We start from the raw sequence: 19,763 nt of genomic DNA, 5'->3' as shown, positions 1-19,763 counted from the left end.
GAAATAAAAACCGTTTGATATCTGTATCAAGCGGTTTTTTATTGTAAAGTACCCACAAATCTAAAATACGAATAATCCCCTACATTTGCTTCGGAGTTAAGTCATTGGACAATACATCTCAGCCTTCTATTGAAAGCCAATTAAAATCAATTCAGAAATTAATCCAAACGACTAAGTTCGATGAAGCTATAAAACAATGTAAACATTTACAAATACAATGCACAGAACCACAAGATAATATTGAGCTATGGTACTTAATTGCCGTTGCTCAACGCTATGCAAAAACATTACCGCTTGCGTTAAGTAGTATTAATGAATTACTTAAACTTGATAGTAAACACAGCCGAGCAAATCAAGAAAAAGGCTTTATCAATTTAGCGCTAAATGAGCCAACACTGGCTATAAATTCATTTGAAACAGCGGTAGAACTCAATCCAAGTTTAGTCGCGAGTTGGCAAGCCTTAATTCAACTTTATCGTGAACAAAATCAACAACAAAATATTCAGAAAGCGGCAAATCATCTAGAAAAACTAAAAAAACTCCCCCCTGCTTTGCTCGCAGTTACTGAGCTAATGCACGAGGGTAAACTGTTAAAAGCAGAACAAATTTGTCGACATTTTTTACAAAATAACAATCGCCATGTTGACGGTATGTGCATGCTGGCTGAAATAGGCATAGAACTCAAAATATATGACGATGCTGAGTTTTTACTGGCCAGTGCCCTCGAACTAGACCCAAAGCATATTCATGCACGCTCGCTATATCTCAACTTACTTATTCGCTTAGGTAAATACAAAATTGCAGCTCAACAAGTTGAACCTTTGCTTGTAGCTCAGCCTGACAACTTAAGTTTTAAAATAGCCAAAGCCAGCGCGTTAACAGGCTTAGGTGAAATAGAGCAAGCCATAAAGCTGTTTGAACAAGTTGTTGCAGAAAACGATCAAGTACCGGGTTTTCATTTACAGTTAGGTCATGCGTTAAAAACTAAAGGTGAAATTGAGAAAGCCATATCCTCTTACCAAAAAGCTTATCAATTAAGTCCAAGTTATGGCGATGCCTATTGGAGTTTAGCTAATACTAAAACCTATCGTTTTAGCGATAACGAAATTGCTCAAATGCAAACACAGCAAAATAATGAAGACTTAGCATTACTGGATAGAATTCAGCTGCACTTTGCTACTGGTAAAGCCTTTGAAGATAGAAAAGACTACCATCAAGCCTTTAAATCGTATAAACAAGGCAATGAATTACAGCATGCACATAATGGCTTTGATATAACAAAATTTGAACAACAAGTTACAGAGCAAATTAAGTATTGTACACCTGAGTTATTTGAAAACCGTGGCAACCTGGGACTTAACGTGCCCGATCCAATTTTTATTTTGGGTTTACCACGTGCAGGCTCAACGCTACTTGAGCAAATACTGGCTTCGCATAGCCAAGTCGATGGCACCATGGAGCTACACAATATATTAGGCTTAGCATCAAGGTTACGTGGTCGCAGTAAAAGCCAAAATGATGAAGAAGCCCAATATCCTAAAAACTTAGCTGACATTAATCCCGATTATTTCAAACGCTTTGGTCAACAATTTATTGATGAAACGCAAGTCTACCGAGAAACAGCCCCTTTATTTATCGACAAAATGCCGAATAACTTTCTCCACATTGGCTTGATACGACTAATACTACCCAATGCGAAAATTATAGATGCCAGACGCTCGCCCATGGCTTGTTGTTTTAGTGGTTTTAAACAGTTATTTGCTGAAGGACAAGACTTTAGTTATAACCTTAAAGACATCGGCCGTTACTACCAAGCTTATTTAAAACTAATGACGCATTGGAACACCGTATTACCAGGCCATGTACTAACCGTAAACCATGAAGATATTGTTGATGACTTAGAAACACAAGTGCGAAGAATGCTTGACTTTGTCGGCTTGGAATTTGAACAATCATGTGTCGATTTTCATAAAACAAAACGCAATATTAAAACGCCAAGTTCTGAGCAGGTTCGTCAACCAATTTATAAAAGCGCGACTGAACAATGGCGACACTTTGAGCCGTATTTAGGACCACTGAAAAAAGTGCTGAATATCGACTAACTGAGTATACATAAGTAAAGTATCACCATGCTTGCAAGCCACTATGGGTAAATACATCAGTTTTTCACTCAAACCGTTTGCCTATGCCAGTTGTTCAACATTTACCACTGACAGCAAATAACCTTTACTAAATGCCTAAATGCATTTAGCTTAGCAACCAAGTTGTTGAGTATTAGCCAACATTTTATAGTTCAGCAAACGCTATAAAACCTACAGTTAACGACCGCTGCCCCAAAAGAGCAGCTAAGTATGGAATACTTTTAATTTAATAATAAGGACGTTTATGAAACATATATCATTAACCATTAGTATATTAGTCTTAAGCGCTTGCGGGGGCGGAGGTGGTAATAGCGAAAAATCATCCGACATCGATGATTTGCTAGATGATACAGGAAGCTTTACCTTACAAAATATCAGGTTTGATTCAAAAGATTATTATGAAGGAGAGTTGGTTACCGTTACAGAAAGAACTAGCTTTGAAGTTCAGTGGGTATCGCCCACCTCGGCATCCTACAGAATAGATTTATATTTATCGACTAACGGCGAAGTGCATTCAGACAAAAATAAAATAGTAGGCCTTAAATGTGGTAACGCTTCTTTCTCACTTTGCCCTAACGCAACAGGTGAGGTGCAATGTAAAATTGATGACAACAGATTGTCTTGCTCAGTTGGAAGCGACTCTGTAGGTAGCGGGCCCTTTCAGCATAATGACCTATCAAATCTAAGATTTATTATAAGAGGTTGTGATGTCCTCAGTAACTGTGATGTAAAAACGTTTAATTTATCGGTAGAAAATAATACAGATGATTAAGAATAACGTTGTAGTTAAAAATTCCTAAGAAAAGTTATTTGTTCAAAATTTGAGGGTAGCATTAATATACCAGACACGAGTTTCACTTTCGAAAAAGGAAGTCTAACAAGTGACTCTGGTGTATTACTATATACTCATGATTTCACAAAAATTTAATGGTAGCTTCACGCCATTTATAATCTATTAATTATTGGTCGTTTAATCCTACATTATATTAGTAAGCGTTACTGGATTTAACGATCACTTATGCCACAAAACCAACTTAATTTAGACCTTAATTTATCTCAATAAATAGGCAGCTTTGCCACCATAGCTGTCGTTCAATCTTTAGGCTTTAAAGGCGGCTAATCCGACAAAGCGGACATAAGCTTTTGTGAAGTTATGAACATATTAGGAGAGAACTTTAACTACAAATCATTGTATGTTTCAGGGACTGGTGTAAGGTACTTACACAAAATCTGTTACAGACTCGTCAGGTTTTTTCATCTTAGAGCGCTAATTTCACTTGTTGTCCACCTCAGGGCGTGTTGTTATATTTTATTTGGACAAAGTTACCCCATTGGAACTTCCTTGAATTGCCGTCCCTATTTTACGAATATCTTCAAGCGGTTCATTAAGATCAGAAGCAATCTCACGAAACATAATCACGAGAGGACCTTTATCATGACGTTCTAAACGTTCATTAAGATAAACTTCTATTTTATTCGCTAGATTAAGTTTACTCAGGTACTGCTGTTGCTTTTTTTTATTAGAGCCACTGTATCCTTGTACTGGAACATAAATTGGTCCCATGAATCCTCCTTAAAATATAACGAGCCTTTGGAATTACTCGTTTTATATTTAATTTTTAATCAAAATACTCTAACCGGATTATTTTCTTTTAACAATCAATAACGTTGTTGTTTTTGGACAATTTTTACATTGTTAAATAGTTAATAAGTTACCCAATTAAAAACGCTCCAATGCAAATAAGTACCCAAAGAGCGCCAAATATTGGCTCCCATTTTCTTTCCTTGAGGCCAGAAAAAACTAAGTGAATGGCAAAAGATGAGAAAACATAAACAACATAAGCCATTAAGGCCAGAGGACCTGCTACTGCCAATAAATATAAAAAAGTAATAACATCACCAGATCTTTCAGAAAATTCTTGAAGTGGGAGTATAGTGAAAGCTGATACACAGCCAAGGCAATACCAAAATTGGAAAAAATATTTTTCGTAGATTGATTCCATATCACCGGACTCCTTGTCTGCCAACGCCCACTTAAGCGGACAAAAATAGTTGGTTAAAATGTGTAGCGAAAGCGGAACCTAGCCAACTGTTTTTGTTCCGTTTGAAGTGCTTGGTAGAACTCTAGAAGTCAATCTTTCCAGTAAAACCTTTTTGAGGTACTTGTTGCTGTGGCTTAGGTTGAAATACACTTTCGTTTTTTAAGAGTATGTCTATTCCAAGCTCTGTAATTGAGTATGCGTAATAGTCATACCCATCTTGTTCGTCTGTTTCTATAGTTTTACTTAAAAGACCCATTCGCTCTAATTTTATGGAAGATATTTGCAATAATGCGTCATTCACTGTTCTAAAGCCATTTGCGATACGGTGATATGCTAAACCAACAGGATCACTTGTATGGCTTTGCAAACAAGCGGCTAAAAATTTAAAGTCTACTTCTGAGAGATCATAGTCTGCTGGATTAGCAACCATCTTTCTACTTTCAGAAAGGCTTACATGGTCAATCAAACCTATTCTTTCTACTTCTGATTTAATTAAAGAACAGGCTTTATTGGTTGCAGACACTAAATCACCATCCGAACGATTTGAGTCATAATCCGCAGGATTTACACCCAAGAGGTCAGTTGGCAAATGCATTTCTTGATCTCTAGGTTTGAGGATAAATGAGCGTGATTTTCCTATTGCACCAATAAATAATCCCATTTCAAAAATCACATTATCACGCACAACATGCTCTTGCCTGCTTCTGATAGATGCGATGTCATCAGGTGCAAATATAAATAGGGCAAAATCAACGGTAGAAGATTTTTCTACTAAGTCATCGATTGTTGTGGAAGTGAGTTTAAAAGTTCCGTTTTTCCAAATTGTAATTTCAAATTCATGATCAAGATTTACGTTAACAGCCTCAGCTATATTTAAACTTTCTGCTGATGACGCAATAAATAACCTTGGTTTTCTCATGCGATATCCTCGATTCATGTGAGAGTTCAACAATTTAATAGGAGGCAACTTGCCTCTTTTACAGAAAAAAAGTTTCCACCTTATTATTTTATATATTAATAACAGCTCTTTGCAGCCAATACCACTTCTTACCTACAGATAAAAACAAAAATTTCGTTTATAGACGGAATGAGGCAACATGCCACATTTCTTGACTTGGGTGGAAACAAGTTACAACTGCATTTAAATACTCAGTTATTAAACTAAATTACGAATAGGAAGATGCAGCATCAATGTCCGCTTTAGGCTCTAAGCCGACAGTGGACTTCACTACACTTTTTGGTCAGCCGAGACTTACGAAGCCCACCTTTGCAGCGCGATTTGAGTTGTCAGTTGACATAACAGCTTCATTATATTGCTCTTCAATCATTTCAGCTGGAATGTCTAATGTAGTTGTTTGGCTTTCATTTGAGTTAGCACTCTTTTTAGGTGTTTGTGGATTGAATTGTTCTACAGTCATATTGCGTTCTACTTCTCTATCTAGCTAAAACCATATGATTAAAGCGTCATAAGTGGTGATTTAACTGCTTTATTGCAAATTCAGGCTTTATTTGAAATAAGTACTAAGGCAGTTGTTTAATCCGCAGGGTTATATAGTAATGTTAAGGTGCTTGGTAGTTGCGAATTTGTTAAATCAAATAGTTAGTTATGATTGGAAAAATGTCCGCTTTTTTTACACTTTTCATGTTTTAAATTTAATGAATATTACTACCCAATTGAAAAGTAAGGCTTTTTATTTGTTGGTGTAGTTTTTGCTTTTAACCATACCATTCTATTTCAAGAAAGGTATTACAAAGGAAATATATGATGAATATAAAAATGTTAAAATCCGCTTTGGCTGGATTGGTTTTATCTGTTAGTGGCTTTGCTAACGCTGGATTAATCGTTGATGATTCTGTCGGCGATGGGGAGTGGGGGACTGTATTCTTTAATTGGACAGGTGGTACTATAGATATAAATGGTTTTGGGGATGGCTATGCAACAGGTTTAACTGGCGTAGGTGCTGATGATATCTTTTTTACGTTATTAGAAAATGACGGTTCTGATTTATCGGCTTTTACTGGCGCATTTGTGACATCAAATGATGACTCAAATGCCTTAGGTTGGGATGCTGACGGTTCAACATCTGGTCTTGATTCATATATTTCCAACTTTAACCTCAATGCTGGCTCGTATTTACTTACCATTAGTCATTGTTGCACTGCATTTAGTGGTAGCATAAATGATAATAGTGGGATGCATCAAGGCACTAACGACTATAGAATTTCTTTTTCTGATGGGGCAACATTAACATCAGTACCAGAACCATCTACCCTTGCCATCTTCGCATTAGGTATTATGGGTTTAGCATCAAGAAGATTTAAGAAACAATCTTAATATAGGTTTTTAATGTTAGATTCTAGAAAACATCAATTGTCATGATTGGTGTTTTTTTGTTTCTGGTGATTGGTATTTTTTATCTGTAAACCACCACCATAGAATACTTAATCCTTTGTTATGCCATATGTGTAAGAGACTTCAGACTCTTTAACTTAACATTCAGCACAACTGCTGTCAGTTTTATAGTTTCTGGCAAAAAATCATCCATACATAACCTATCCTTTTTACGAATAATTGTCGAAATGGTTGCAGTTAGGTAAGCCAAGGCTTATGTCCGCTACCGTATCAAAGTGACTATTTGATTGAGTAATTATTAGTGAGAGTTTACGACCGCTTTAGGCTCTTTTAAGCCTTTAGCTTTTAAATCATCAGTGTCCGTAATGAGCTTGAAGCGGACGTCAAGTTAATAGTGACACTCATTCCAAATAAAATCTAATCACATAACATCGATATTATAATATCTTGCTAATTGTCATCATCAAATGGCGATTTTGTCAAAAGATAGAAACGAAATTATCACTTTAGCTCCAAGCTGCACTAAAACATCAATTTTCTGGTAAGTATCACCCTCAAGTAATGACGCGTTGAATTTATGTTGTTGTGTTTCAATAAAATCGGAAAATCGTGTGTTTACGCAAAGAGTTTATTGCAATGACTTAAGTTTTGTCGTCGCTTTATTTGTTGATGCTCACAATAATCACTGAGCACGTCTTCGTGACCTATGGCGCCATGAAGTTGAGTTCTAAATTCTGTCGTGATGATTAACCAGTTTTCAGCCGATATGCTTAATCGGTTGAGTATGCTCGGTAGGCTTTCTTCGATGAAACCGGGTTTACCCTCTCTTATGCAACGTCCGGTTAATTCAATTAATTGTAGGTAGTCACTGAGTTCAAACGGTAAGCCCTTGGGCATATTTTCTCTTGGGTTACCGACAAAGGGCATGAGCGTATTGGGTTGTTGGCCTTGCTTTGCCTGCTCGCAGCGCATTTTAAAACTGGTGTGCGCTGAGCTTTCAGGTGTGTTGGCGATATTGGCGCGAATGGGGTTTAAATCAACATAGGCCATACACGCAGCAATGGCGGTTTCATCTAATAACGCTTGAGATTTAAAACGGCCTTCCCAAAATCGGCCTGTGCAATTATCTTCTTGGTTAGCCGCTCTGGCAATGCCTTCATTAATATAGCCCATAAACCAACTGATTTTCATCAGCCTTTTTCGGTAAACCTCTGCCGTGGCTTTAACGCTTTCGAGTAACGGTTTAGCTAACACATCACCGCGGCAGTATTGTTGTGTCAGTACCGTGCCTTTGCGTAAGCGATGCCAGCGCTCAAGCACATCATTCATGCTGCATTGCTTAGCTTTTTCTTCATCAATACATAACACGACATGATAGTGATTGCTCATCACCGCATAAGCACAAACGTCAATCGCAAAGACTTGGCTGAGAAAATGTAACTTATCCTCAACCCATGCGCGACGGTGCTTATAACTTTGCCCTGTTAAGGCATCTTCACCACATAAAAAAGCGCGTCGAACACAACGCGAAACACAATGGTAATAAGGGGTATCTACTAAACTGATTTGTTGTTTCCTTGGCGTAGCCATAACTCACCTGAGATAAAGTAGTGGGTTATGTTAGTTTAGTGCAGTGTTCAGTATTTTCAATTATGGATGAGTGTCTTTTTAATTTTCTTGAAAATTGGTAATATTGTCCGAACTATTCACAATATTACAGCATAATACTACCTGTTAATTCGTGTAGGTAGTGGCGACACTTCAGCCCTTAGATGCGAGTTAATCGGTTCATGTTCTTCATCCGTTCAATACTCAGTTTAGAGAAGCCTGTTGACGTAACGAATTCGTCTCACTTCCCGTTGTCAGCGAGTTACATCACCTTATCAGCATACGATAAGTCACTGCCGCTTAAACTCAACTATCTGCACAACCAGATAGCGCCATGAATACTTTGGCTCCTGCCGCATTATTCATGTGTTTCAGTTAGACTCGTGGTTCATTAAAGCATTCCATGCTAGTGCTGAACTCTGGGCACACAATACGAGGTATCGACTAAACTGATTTGTTTTTTTTGAGGGGTTGCCATCCTAGCTTCCTGATTAAATTCCTATTTGCGCACAAGCATAGTACAGCGTTAATAAAATGGAAACTTGAGTGGGTGCTCTGTTAATTTATCGGAGTGGATGTCCTGTTAATTCATCAATAAGTTATTGATGTTATTGTAAATCCTGTTAGAATAATCGGCTTTTTTACAGGGAGACAAAAATAACAATGAAGAAATTACTATTAGTCGCTAGTCTGTTAGGTGTTATAGGGATGGACAATACTGCTCATGCTGAAACAATGAATACATCTTTTAAAAAAATAGGCCCAACAATTGGCAGTATCAAAGACCTGCACTCAGATTTACGCATAATTGGAAACACAATAATGAAAAGAACATTCATTGACGGCGTAGAAGTTGAAGTAGAAGCAATGGCTTTTGAAGCCCTAAAAAATAACTTTGGCGATATGGCTAAAAGTGACTGTCTCCGTTACAAAGGGCAGTATAAAACTGTTTATTATGGCGCACATAATGTCAGAATATCTCAACGACAACTAAACAATAAAGACAGATACGGGAATCAAAAGCTTGGTCAGGAAATGATTTTCCTGTTTGATGGATTCTGTGCCTATAACATTAAAAATGAGGGATAATTCCCCTGCTCGAACCTATTTATTGGTGATTGAGTTCCCTCAGAGAACTCGAACTAAAGCCGCCCTTTACGGGGTGGCGCGTGATGAAGGTGGTGCGTGATGAAGGTGGCGGGATCCATCATTGAAACATCGAGCGATATGTGGAGACCACTTCTCGATTTGACGTTTTAAAATGGGCTTTATAGCTCCCTGTGATTAAGCCCCCTTCGGGTGGTTTTTTTTTGCAAACAATGCTTGAAGGGGGAGACCTTTAGCAGTGTCAGCTACAACTGTTTTTATGCTCCCCAGAGCCGTCGGAGAATTTGGTACCGATTCAGTTAATGTGGAGAAGGCCCCAGCTGCCGAAGGAGTGAGAAAATCTTCGATTTGGGAGCGCGCTTATAGCCCGACGTCTAGTTAGCTTGTTAATTCCTTAGGATGAGTGTCTTGTTAATTGTCTGATTTCATACTCCAGCACATCTGTAGGGTATTGGAAGGTGAAACCTAACTTTTTTTCAATCTCAAACTTAGTGATTTTTCCAATGTAATAGTCAGAACTGTAGTATGCGTATAGTGCTAACAATACGATAAAAAATACAGATATTATTTTTAGCACAAGGATAGATAATTTCATAAGGCCATATAACAGTATTTTATGGATACGTATTAGTAACGTCCGACCCATAACTTTACACCACCAGCGGCAGCAATGAGCTTGAAGTTGACGTCATAAATAAAGGCGATATACCTTCCGCTAAGCGTACTAAATAATTATTAACACTTATATACCTAACGCCATAATCTACTCATTGCTGCCATAGAATAAACACAACATTAAGTGTTTTAGACCACATAAGGCTTTTAGTTTTTTTCAGTAAGCCAAAACAGAAAAACGAGCAAATAAATGCTCGTTTTTAGTTCAATACCAAAGAATAATCTTTAGCTGACTAAATAGCCAAACTAAACTTTCTCTACTTTAATCTTATAAAGCACACTATAAAGCACTGGCACCGCGATCATGGTCAATATGGTAGCAAACGCTAAACCGCCCATAATAGTCACCGACATATCAGCAAAGAATGGGTCTAGTATTAGTGGCATTACACCTAATATAGTGGTTATAGCGGCCAATGAAACTGGCCTTAAACGGCTCAAACTGGCTTCTACAATCGCTAATGCTTTTTCTTTCCCTTCTTGTATTTGCAAGTCGATTTCTTCCAGTAAAACAATGGCATTTTTAATTAACATACCAAACAAACTTAAAAAGCCGAGTAGTGACATAAAACCAAAAGGTAAATCGGCTATGAGTAAGCCTGCAACAACACCTACGACAGCCATTGGTACAATTAGCCAAATAATGATTGGTTGTCTTGCCTTACCAAATAGTAGAACGCTGATAATAAACATGACTAAAAATCCTAGTGGTAAGCCTTGCCCCAGAGCAGCTTGAGCCTTGCGTGATGACTCATATTCACCACCCCATTCAAGTTTGTAGCCTTCAGGTAAAGTAATATCGGCAATTTTCGCTTGTGTGCGATTAAACGCTTCACCTGTGGTTTCACCATAACCGGCTTCCGCTTTAACAGTAATCGTTCGCACGCGATCACGGCGGTTAATTAACAGCTCTTCGCTTGCATAGTTCATTTTACCACTAACTTGCCTGAATGAAACATAAGTGCGTTGGCTGCTACTCCACACCAAACTATTTTCTAAACCAACCAATTGATCAGGGTTCGTATTACTATTTCTTGCAATAATAGGATAGAGATAATCACCGTCTTGAAGTTGACCTATTTGCAAGCCATCAGTATAAAACTTAATGGCTTGACTGAAGTCACTTCTTGAAACACCGGCAATACCTGCTGCAATATCATCGTATTCAGGAGCTAGCACCATACCTTTATCTCGCCAGTCATCTCGAATATCACGAATTTTACCATCTTCAAAATAAATCGCTTTGGCTTGTGCTGCCAACTGTCTTAAAACAGCCGGGTCTTCACCCGAAAATCTTGCTTGTATTTTCGCGCCAGCACCTGGACCAAACTGCATTATTTCAGCGTAAAAATTAACTTTAGGATTTGCTTCTTTGAGCTTATCTGATATTTCCTGAGCCAAACGCGGTATTTCATCTGCGTTCTTTGCGCGCACTAAAAACAGCCCATAACTTTCATTAGGTAATTCAGGTGCGAATACCAAAGTAAAACGCTCTGAACTTTCACCAATAAACGTTGCTAATGATTCAATACCTTCGGTTTCAAGAATTAACTTTTCACCTGCTTTCATATATTTTTCGGTAGCCCGAATATCGGAGTCTTGTGGCCCCCAATAATGGACAAAAAACACGGGAGTATTTGACGGTGGGAAAAAGCCCTGCTTGATTAACCCAAAGCTAGCGTAAGCACTTATGGTAATAACAACCAATATTGCCAAGGTAACACCACGCCAATGCAAGGCATTACGCAAAACCACTAAGTAAGCTTTATGAAATAACGAATGCGACTCTTCAGCCCCTTCTTTATCTCCCACTTTGTAAAAATATTTGCCAAGTAACGGTGTTAACGTTACCGCTAGTATCCAGCTAAGCATTAAAGAAATAAGTACGACGGCAAACAGTGAAAATAAGAATTCGCCAGTGGCATCATCTGACAAACCAATTCCAGAAAATGCAGCTATTCCGATAATCGTGGCACCGAGCAATGGCCATTGAGTGCGCTTAACAATAAAGCTGGCAGACTCCATTGCCGACTTGCCTTTTTCCATACGTAACATCATGCCTTCGGCGACTACAATGGCATTATCGACTAACATGCCCATCGCAATCACCATTGCACCTAAGGAAATACGCTCTAACTGTAGATCATAAAGCCACATTATTAATACGGTACCTAAGACAGTAATTAATAATGTGCCTCCAACTACAATGCCTGAACGCCAGCCCATGAATAAACAAAGTGCTAACGTTACCACCACCACAGATATTTCTAAATTTAAAATAAATCCGTCGACTGACTCATCAACAACTTTGGCTTGGTTATAAATCGTCGATACATTAATACCCGTAGGTAATTTAGCTAACACTTCCGCTAATTTCGCATCAATTTTATGACCAACATCGACGATGTTAATATCATTTTGTGCTGATATGGCGAGGGTTATCGCTCTTTCGCCATTAAAACGTTTTAAACCGCTTGGTATTTCTACAGGTTGAAGACTTAATTCAGCTATGTCTTTAATTTTAATTGAGGCATTTTTACCTGGAACAACAATAGATAAATTCTCTATTTCTGCTATTTTATTGGTCGAACTTTCGATGGGGATCCTGATCTGTTTATCACCCACATATAATCGACCACCACTGAAAGGTTTTAAATTACTGGCTAGTACTTGTTGAAGATCAGGGAAAGAAAGCCCTAAACCAGAAATTTGATAACTATCAATTGTCGCAACAATTTCTTCTTCTAAAATCCCTCCCACTTTTACCTTGGCAACACCGTCAACCGCTAATACTTCACGGCGAATAATACGAGAAAACTCACGCATTTGGTTCGCGCTAAAATCAGGTGCCGATAATGCATAATAAATCCCATAAACATCACCAAAGTCGTCTATTACCACTGGTGCACTGGCACCAAGGGGTAAGTCATGTTCAATATCGCGAAGGCGTTTACGTAACTCGTCCCAAATTTGAGGTAATAATGGTCCGTCAACCGTTGGCTTTATTTCCATAGTAATCCGCGAAAAACCCGGTTTACTAACTGATCTTAAAATATCTAATTGCCACATTTGTTGCAGCGCAATTTCAACTTGCTCAGTAACTTCTTTTTCAACTTTTTCCGCACTTGCACCTGGGTAATAGGTAAAAATAACCGCTTGTTTTATGGTAAACGCAGGGTCTTCTAAGCGCCCTATTTTACTCATGGCAATAATGCCACCAATAATAAAGCATATCGACATCAGCCAAATATTAACAGGCTTAGTCAGCGAATAGCGTGCTATATCCATCTTAATATGTCGCCTTATATTCTCTGACTTTTAGCCCTTCGCGCATTTGCCCTACCGCTGCAGAAACGACTTTATCACCACTATTAAGGCCCGATGATACTAAGGCATATTCACCTTTTAACTTGGAAACATTAACTTTAACTTGAGCTAAGGTATTGTCGGCTGAATTGAATCGCCAAACACTAAAGCCCGAATCGTTATTGCCGATTAAAGCACTCAACGGAACAATTAATGCCTGTAATTTCATATTATTTTGCACAATGTTCACAATCGCTCGCGAACCAGGATAAAAAAAGTTCACTGTTTCGCCTTTAAGCCCAAAGGTTACGCCATAAGTTTGCGTAATAGGATCAGGCGTAGTTTTATGCTCTACATAATGTATGTTGTAAACCATATTTTCCTGACCAATAATATGCGCAGTAGCTTTTACATCACGATTACCCACATTAGCAGTCATAATTCGTTCGGGTACTTCAAAAGTAAAATGCAGCTCTGACCTATCTTGTAAGTTAGCCAGTGAATCACCAGAGCGAATTAAACTATTATTCTCAATGTATCTAGCGCCAATTACTGCATCGAATGGTGCTTTGATCGTGCTGTAACTTAAATCTTGTTCAGCATTTTCTAAGGCTATTTTAGTAATAGAAAACTGAGATTTAGCTTCATCATAATCTCTCTGAGACGCAACATTTTTTTCAAAAACATCTTTAATTCGTTTTAAATCACGTTGCGCGTCTTCATGACGAATTCGGCTCTCTTCTACTTTTCGTTGAAAGGGTTTAGGGTCAATTTTTGCTAAAACCTCGCCTTTTTTAACTTCACTGCCTTCAATAAGGTTTTCAAAAATTAAGCGCCCTGGCACTTCAAATTTAAGGTCAACGCTTTTCACCGCTGACACAATAGCTGGAAATTCATAATCATTTGCTAAAGTTGTTAGCCGAGCGGTGGAGAGTTGAACCACGACAGGTTCAAGCTCTTTCTTTACTTCCGTTGGTTCAGAACAAGCTTGCAGTACAAAAACTGCGGCAAGTATAAGAATTCGATTCACATTAACCCCAAAGTATCAGATAAATAATAAAAACAAGTAAACTAATCATAACACAGGTTTACACATTAACAACTAATGTAAACCTGTTGTTTAAAGTAACTAGTCACGTTAATATGTTGCTAATTAGATTTTTAAGAGCAGACAATTTGCCGAGCACAACCGAAAAAATTTTAAATACCGCTATGGAGTGTTTTTTTCAACATGGCTATGACACTGCAAACATATCTATGGTCAGCCGTTATGCTGGCATATCGCGTGTCACTATACACAAGCAATTCAAGTCAAAGGAAGTGCTATTTAGATCTGTGCTCGAAAAGCATTTTCAGCAGCACAATATATTGATTAATATTTACAGTAAGTCTGAAGCAAACTTTTGGCAAGAAACACAAGACCTAATTATTCAGCGATGTGAAGGCTTATTTAATAATGTCTCGAGTAGCTTAGTAAGGTCAAATTTAATACACGCTGGTCACGCCTATTGCAAAGATCTTATTCAAGCAGAAGAAGGTTTAATCAAAAATAGTATTCGTTCTAGAATTGAAAAAGAAATTTCTGCCAACCGTTTAACGCTGAGTAAAGTAGGCTTAACAGCCGATGAGCTAGCTGAAACACTGCACTTTGCACCATTTGGCATCACAGTCTCGGTATTAAACCAAAACAACATTGCTTTTGTTGAAAACTTAATGGCCATATTTAAAGCTTCAACATCAAGATCAAGATCATAAAGCTACTCGTATATATTCTTTACTTTTTGACCAATTAACAAAAATATTTTTGTGATATAAAGTAAAAAGTAACCAAAATAGTCGTGCATTTTAAATAACTACCTATAATCGTACACCTCTAACAGTGACAATTTATCTGTTCATGTTTTTTGATCACACCAGTGTAATAAATCATTCTACAAACGTTATGTAAAGCATTTAACAATTTAATATAGTTATTTAAATACAGTAACTTAAACGCACTTATTTAAATAACTAATCTCTAGTTCAATATACGAATTAATTATTAGCAACTAAGCTAAATATAGTAAATAGTATAGTTATAGTGAAGCCTTTATCCGCCAAAATTTTAAGACTAAAATACTCATTGGAGAAGTAATGCACGACAGAACCTCATTACCTAGCTGGCAAAAGCTGGAAAATCACGCGCTTGATATGAAGTCACAACATATGAGCGAGCTATTTAAACAAAACCCTAAACGTTTTGAACAGTTCTCCATTCAACTTGCCCCTTTCCTCCTAGATTATTCAAAAAATTTGATATCTGCATCAACCATGGAGCTGCTATTTAACTTGGCTAAAGAGTGTGATGTTGAAGCTTGGCGAGAAAAAATGTTTAGCGGTGAACGTATTAACCGTACTGAAGATCGCGCCGTATTACACACCGCCTTAAGAAATCGTAGCGAAACGCCAATTATACTCGATGGCAAAGACATTAATATTGATGTGCGAGCAGCGCTAGATAAAATGAAAACCTTTAGTGAAAAAGTACGCCAAGGTTTATGGAGTGGCTATTCAGGCAAACGTATTACTGATGTGGTTAATATTGGTGTTGGCGGCTCTAATTTAGGGCCTCAAATGGTCACAGAAGCACTAGATCAATACAGTGATAACAGCGTTAATGTGCATTATGTTTCAAACGTGGATGGCACTCAAATAGCCAATGTACTTCGGCCTTTAAACCCAGAAAAAACGCTATTTATTGTTTCAAGTAAAACCTTTACTACCACCGAAACCATGACCAACGCTAGAACAGCAATGAAATGGTTAGTATCATCTTCTTTTGACCAATCAGCCATTGCACAACATTTTGTTGCGGTATCGTCGAATAAAAAAAATGCCACTGAATTTGGTATTGCAGAAGAAAACATATTTGATATGTGGGATTGGGTTGGTGGTCGCTTCTCACTTTGGTCAGCTATTGGTTTACCAATCGCCATTGATTTAGGCTTTGAGCGTTTTATTGAATTACTTGAAGGTGCACATGAAATAGATCAACACTTTTGTAATACGCCCCTAGCAGAAAATGCACCGGTTATTTTGGCATTACTCAGTGTTTGGAACTGCACATTTCTAGGTGCGCAATCTCAAGCAATTTTGCCTTACGATCAATCGTTACATATGTTATCAGCCTATTTACAACAAGCGGAAATGGAAAGTAACGGTAAGTCTGTTTCGTGGGATGGTGATTCTATTTCATATCCTACTGTACCATCAATTTGGGGCGAATTAGGTATTAACGGTCAGCATGCTTTTTACCAATATCTACATCAAAGTAATAATGTTGTACCTGCTGATTTTATCGGTTCTGTTGAAAGTGTTACGCCGGTTCACGGTCATCATGAAACCTTAATGGCAAATTTTTTCGCGCAAACCCAAGCGCTGATGCAAGGTGTTGACGAAACGCAAGTGCGAGCAGATTTAAAAGCCAAAGGACGTACACAAGACTACATTGATAAAGTTGCGCCACACAAAGTACATAAAGGTAACCGCCCTACTAATACCATATTAATGAAACGCATATCTCCGCGCTCATTAGGCAGTTTGATCGCCATGTACGAGCACAAAATATTTGTACAGGGCATTATTTTGCAAATTTGTTCTTTTGATCAATGGGGAGTGGAATTGGGTAAAGGCTTAGCGAATAATATTCAAGAAGAGTTATCCTCTGGTAATATTAGCGAATTGCATGACAGTTCAACTACAGGCTTAATTAACTTCTATCAAAGCTATACAAAATAAGCTTATTACTGATTAAACAAAAATAGCGAACACGATGTTCGCTATTTTTTTAGGTTAAATATTATACTCAACCAAGCTGCTTATAAATGATCCTGTAAAAAACTTAAATACTTATTCGAGGCACTAATACGATTCACCTTTTTACTGAAACCATGCCCTTCATCGTCAAACACTAAATAATCGACATAAGTGCCACCGCTTCGAATAGACTCCACCATTTCATCACTTTCAATTTTCAACACTCGTGGGTCATTTTTACCTTGTACGACTAACACGGGTTTTTTAACATTTTGACCAAAAAATACCGGCGAAATATTATGCAAACGTTCTTTATCTGTACTAGGGTCGCCCAATTCATCATAAAGTGACTGGCGAAATGCTTCCCAATATGGCGGAATGCTTTCTAGTGTTCTGACCCAGTTTGTGACACCAAAAATATTGATCCCTACTTCAAACTCATTAGTGAACGTCATCGCTGCCATGGTTAAATATCCGCCGTAACTGCCGCCGATAACACCAATTCTGTCGGCATCAACCCAGTCTAAGGTTTGTAGATAATACTTATTATAAACCACATCTTTTAAGTCATGATCGCCATGCTTTTTATCGTCTAAATGATTAAACGTTTTGCCATAGCCATTTGAACCTCGGTTATTAATTCTAAAAATAGCATAACCATTATTCACTAAGTGCTGAATAAGAGCCGAATAACCTTTACGGCTTTGCCCTCCTGGGCCACCGTGTATCCAAACTAAAGCGGGCACTTTCTGTGTGGAGGCTTGTTTGGGTTTATATAAAATACCGGGTATTTCTAAGCCATCAAAACTTTTAAAACGTACCACTTCACCCACCACCAAATTTTCCTCTAAAATGTTGGGATTTCCAGTATTGGTTAAACGCTTTATCGCGTTACTGCCTAACTGATGAACATATAGGTTTGACGGAGATGTGTCTGAGTTAATATAAAACACCATTTGCTTGCCATCATTAGAAAAGTTCACGCCACGCAGGTCGCCACTGGGCATATCAGGCAAAGCGAGGTTTTGCTCGGTTTGTAGATCGATAATTTCTATTTTTGTTTGCGCGTCAGCATTTACACCATGTACTTGATAGCGGCCATCTTTAGAAAAATAAGTAAAACTTACATCCCAATTTACGGCAAAGTTTTCTGACTTTTCTTTACTGACCAAATTGTAGGACCAAGCTTGATTAAATTCACCGAATTCATTGGTAGAATAAATAAGCGCACTATTATCGCGAGTAAAAGTGTAAGCGCTATGCTCCACATCTCCCTCATGTTCGCTGATCAGCTCTGTTAACGGCTGTTTTTCGGCTAAATCAACCAGGTATAAATTAGAATCGGCATTAGAGTTACTTTTACTTAGCGCGATATATTGACCATTAGGGCTAACGGCTTCCGGCGAATAGCCAGAGTTATTTTGATATATAAGTTTTCTGGCATAGTCACCGGCTTGATATACATAGAGATCAAAAAACTTGGCATCTCTTTCGTTCGTGGCGACGTAAAACTGTTTGTTATTTTCATGCCAACTAACGAAAAATGCTTTTAAACCTTCACCAGGCGTTAAGTCTTTTTCTGTACCATCTAATGCTTGTACAAATAAGTGATTTAGCTCATTACCGCCCTTGTCTGCGCTGTATAAAAAACGGTCATCTTCAGGAAACCAACCAACGACATAAATAGACTCTTTGGTTGAGTTTGTTAATTGTGTTACTTCTGAGCCATCTAATGGCACTTTATAGGCATTATAAATGCCAGTTTCATCGTCACTCACTAAAACTGCGCTAGCATCAGCATTAATAGAAGAGCCAAATACGGATCGCGTTTTGAAAAACTCTTCAGCACTATAAGTTTGGAACGGTGATGTTACTTCTTCTGGCGCATCAATTTGTAGAACTGGCGCTTGTTTTGAACAGGCAAGTAGTAATATCAGCCCCGTAAATAGAGCTAAAAGCTTAGCTATTTTTGGTAACTTTTTCATATTTATTCCCTTAATATTAATTTCATTCAATTTTATTTTTTAGTTATCAAATACTTTTAATCGAAAACAAGTATAGAATAATTATCGTACAATTAAAGTCTTCATTCCTTAAAAACTCATTATCTAAATTGATCTTTTAAACTTAGGATAGAAAATACTAAATGTTGAAATTAAAATAGCGTAAACTATCCACTCATAGTAACTCCTTAATACAGAATTATAATTAGTCAAATGGCCACACCATTAAAATATTTATCTCATTATTCTGTTGATATTCAACAGCAAGTATCCAAGCTTATTAAGGAAGATAGCTTAAAGGCTTATTTATTAGCGCAGTTTCCTGAACCACATGAAATAAGCACCGATAAAGCATTACGTGAATATTCCCTCTTGATAAAGCAACAATATCTAAGGAAATCTGCGCCACTTAGCCAAGTAAAATACGATGATAAAATTCATATTATTAATAACGCGCTAGGCTTGCACACTTATGTCTCACGCGTACAAGGCAATAAACTTAAAAGTAAAAATGAGATACGAATTGGTAGCATGTTTAAGAAAGCACCCGAAGCACTATTAAATATGATCGTGGTGCATGAACTCGCCCATTTGAAAGAAAAAAATCATGACAAAGCCTTTTATCAGCTTTGCCAACATATGTTACCGAATTATCATCAATTAGAGTTAATGACCCGTATTTACCTCACCGAACTTGAAAGTAATGGCAATATTTATTGATCGCTAAACTCAT

The 19,763-nt window shown here is 37.7% G+C and carries 15 protein-coding genes; 7 read left to right on the top strand and 8 right to left on the bottom strand.

The genetic code is table 11. The features are described 5' to 3' along the window. The first annotated feature begins 104 nt into the window (after positions 1-104). Together A3Q33_RS14850 and A3Q33_RS14845 are read left to right on the top strand one after the other, a co-directional pair. A complete protein-coding gene (locus A3Q33_RS14850; RefSeq protein ID WP_081180615.1) occupies positions 105-2,102 on the top strand; it encodes a tetratricopeptide repeat-containing sulfotransferase family protein in 1,998 nt (665 codons plus the stop codon). A gap of 283 nt (positions 2,103-2,385) precedes the next feature. Further along, positions 2,386-2,913 carry a hypothetical protein gene (locus A3Q33_RS14845; protein WP_081180614.1) on the top strand — a complete coding sequence of 176 codons (528 nt, stop codon included), beginning with the start codon at positions 2,386-2,388 and terminating at the stop codon, positions 2,911-2,913. 537 nt (positions 2,914-3,450) lie between these two features. On the opposite strand, the gene A3Q33_RS14840 is transcribed toward A3Q33_RS14845, so the two are convergent. From A3Q33_RS14840 to A3Q33_RS20635, 4 genes are all read right to left on the bottom strand, one after another. Then, positions 3,451-3,705 carry a hypothetical protein gene (locus A3Q33_RS14840; RefSeq protein WP_081180613.1) on the bottom strand — a complete coding sequence of 85 codons (255 nt, stop codon included), beginning with the start codon at positions 3,703-3,705 and terminating at the stop codon, positions 3,451-3,453. 148 nt (positions 3,706-3,853) lie between these two features. Beyond that, positions 3,854-4,144, bottom strand: coding sequence for a hypothetical protein (locus A3Q33_RS14835; protein WP_081180612.1), 291 nt, complete (start codon positions 4,142-4,144; stop codon positions 3,854-3,856). 121 nt (positions 4,145-4,265) lie between these two features. Then, positions 4,266-5,102, bottom strand: a complete 837-nt coding sequence (locus A3Q33_RS14830; protein ID WP_081180611.1) for a TIR domain-containing protein — start codon at positions 5,100-5,102, stop codon at positions 4,266-4,268. A 322-nt stretch (positions 5,103-5,424) separates the two neighbouring features. Next, positions 5,425-5,601 (bottom strand): hypothetical protein, encoded by a 177-nt coding sequence (locus A3Q33_RS20635; protein WP_155866782.1) that lies wholly within the window; start codon positions 5,599-5,601, stop codon positions 5,425-5,427. 344 nt (positions 5,602-5,945) lie between these two features. Between A3Q33_RS20635 and A3Q33_RS20750 the strand changes: the two genes are divergently transcribed. Beyond that, positions 5,946-6,518, top strand: coding sequence for a DVUA0089 family protein (locus tag A3Q33_RS20750; RefSeq protein ID WP_196797969.1), 573 nt, complete (start codon positions 5,946-5,948; stop codon positions 6,516-6,518). A 633-nt stretch (positions 6,519-7,151) separates the two neighbouring features. Here A3Q33_RS20750 and A3Q33_RS14820 read toward each other — a convergent pair. Further along, a complete protein-coding gene (locus A3Q33_RS14820) occupies positions 7,152-8,126 on the bottom strand; it encodes a transposase (RefSeq protein WP_081180610.1) in 975 nt (324 codons plus the stop codon). 681 nt (positions 8,127-8,807) lie between these two features. Between A3Q33_RS14820 and A3Q33_RS14815 the strand changes: the two genes are divergently transcribed. Next, the gene (locus A3Q33_RS14815; RefSeq protein WP_081180609.1) at positions 8,808-9,233 is read left to right on the top strand and encodes a hypothetical protein; all 426 of its coding nucleotides are present in this window, start codon (positions 8,808-8,810) and stop codon (positions 9,231-9,233) included. Between the two features lie 939 nt (positions 9,234-10,172). Here the strand turns inward: A3Q33_RS14815 and A3Q33_RS14810 are convergent. Beyond that, positions 10,173-13,214, bottom strand: a complete 3,042-nt coding sequence (locus A3Q33_RS14810) for an efflux RND transporter permease subunit (protein ID WP_081180608.1) — start codon at positions 13,212-13,214, stop codon at positions 10,173-10,175. A 1-nt stretch (position 13,215) separates the two neighbouring features. Beyond that, positions 13,216-14,262 (bottom strand): efflux RND transporter periplasmic adaptor subunit, encoded by a 1,047-nt coding sequence (locus A3Q33_RS14805; RefSeq protein ID WP_081180607.1) that lies wholly within the window; start codon positions 14,260-14,262, stop codon positions 13,216-13,218. A gap of 113 nt (positions 14,263-14,375) precedes the next feature. Here A3Q33_RS14805 and A3Q33_RS14800 point away from each other — a divergent pair, with 113 nt between their 5' ends. Both A3Q33_RS14800 and pgi read left to right on the top strand, forming a co-directional pair. Further along, positions 14,376-14,987, top strand: a complete 612-nt coding sequence (locus A3Q33_RS14800) for a TetR/AcrR family transcriptional regulator (RefSeq protein WP_081180606.1) — start codon at positions 14,376-14,378, stop codon at positions 14,985-14,987. A gap of 378 nt (positions 14,988-15,365) precedes the next feature. Beyond that, the gene (pgi, locus tag A3Q33_RS14795) at positions 15,366-17,009 is read left to right on the top strand and encodes a glucose-6-phosphate isomerase (protein ID WP_081180605.1); all 1,644 of its coding nucleotides are present in this window, start codon (positions 15,366-15,368) and stop codon (positions 17,007-17,009) included. 80 nt (positions 17,010-17,089) lie between these two features. Here pgi and A3Q33_RS14790 read toward each other — a convergent pair whose 3' ends face one another. Then, complete coding sequence (locus A3Q33_RS14790) at positions 17,090-19,012, bottom strand: alpha/beta hydrolase family protein (RefSeq protein ID WP_081180604.1); 1,923 nt, start codon at positions 19,010-19,012, stop codon at positions 17,090-17,092. Positions 19,013-19,243: 231 nt separating this feature from the next. On the opposite strand from A3Q33_RS14790, the gene A3Q33_RS14785 reads away from it, so the two are divergent. Further along, positions 19,244-19,750 (top strand): YgjP-like metallopeptidase domain-containing protein, encoded by a 507-nt coding sequence (locus A3Q33_RS14785; RefSeq protein ID WP_081180603.1) that lies wholly within the window; start codon positions 19,244-19,246, stop codon positions 19,748-19,750. Positions 19,751-19,763: the final 13 nt, after the last annotated feature.

Source organism: Colwellia sp. PAMC 21821, from assembly GCF_002077175.1.
Lineage (GTDB): Bacteria > Pseudomonadota > Gammaproteobacteria > Enterobacterales > Alteromonadaceae > Cognaticolwellia.
This window is presented reverse-complemented; position numbering and strand designations above follow the sequence as displayed.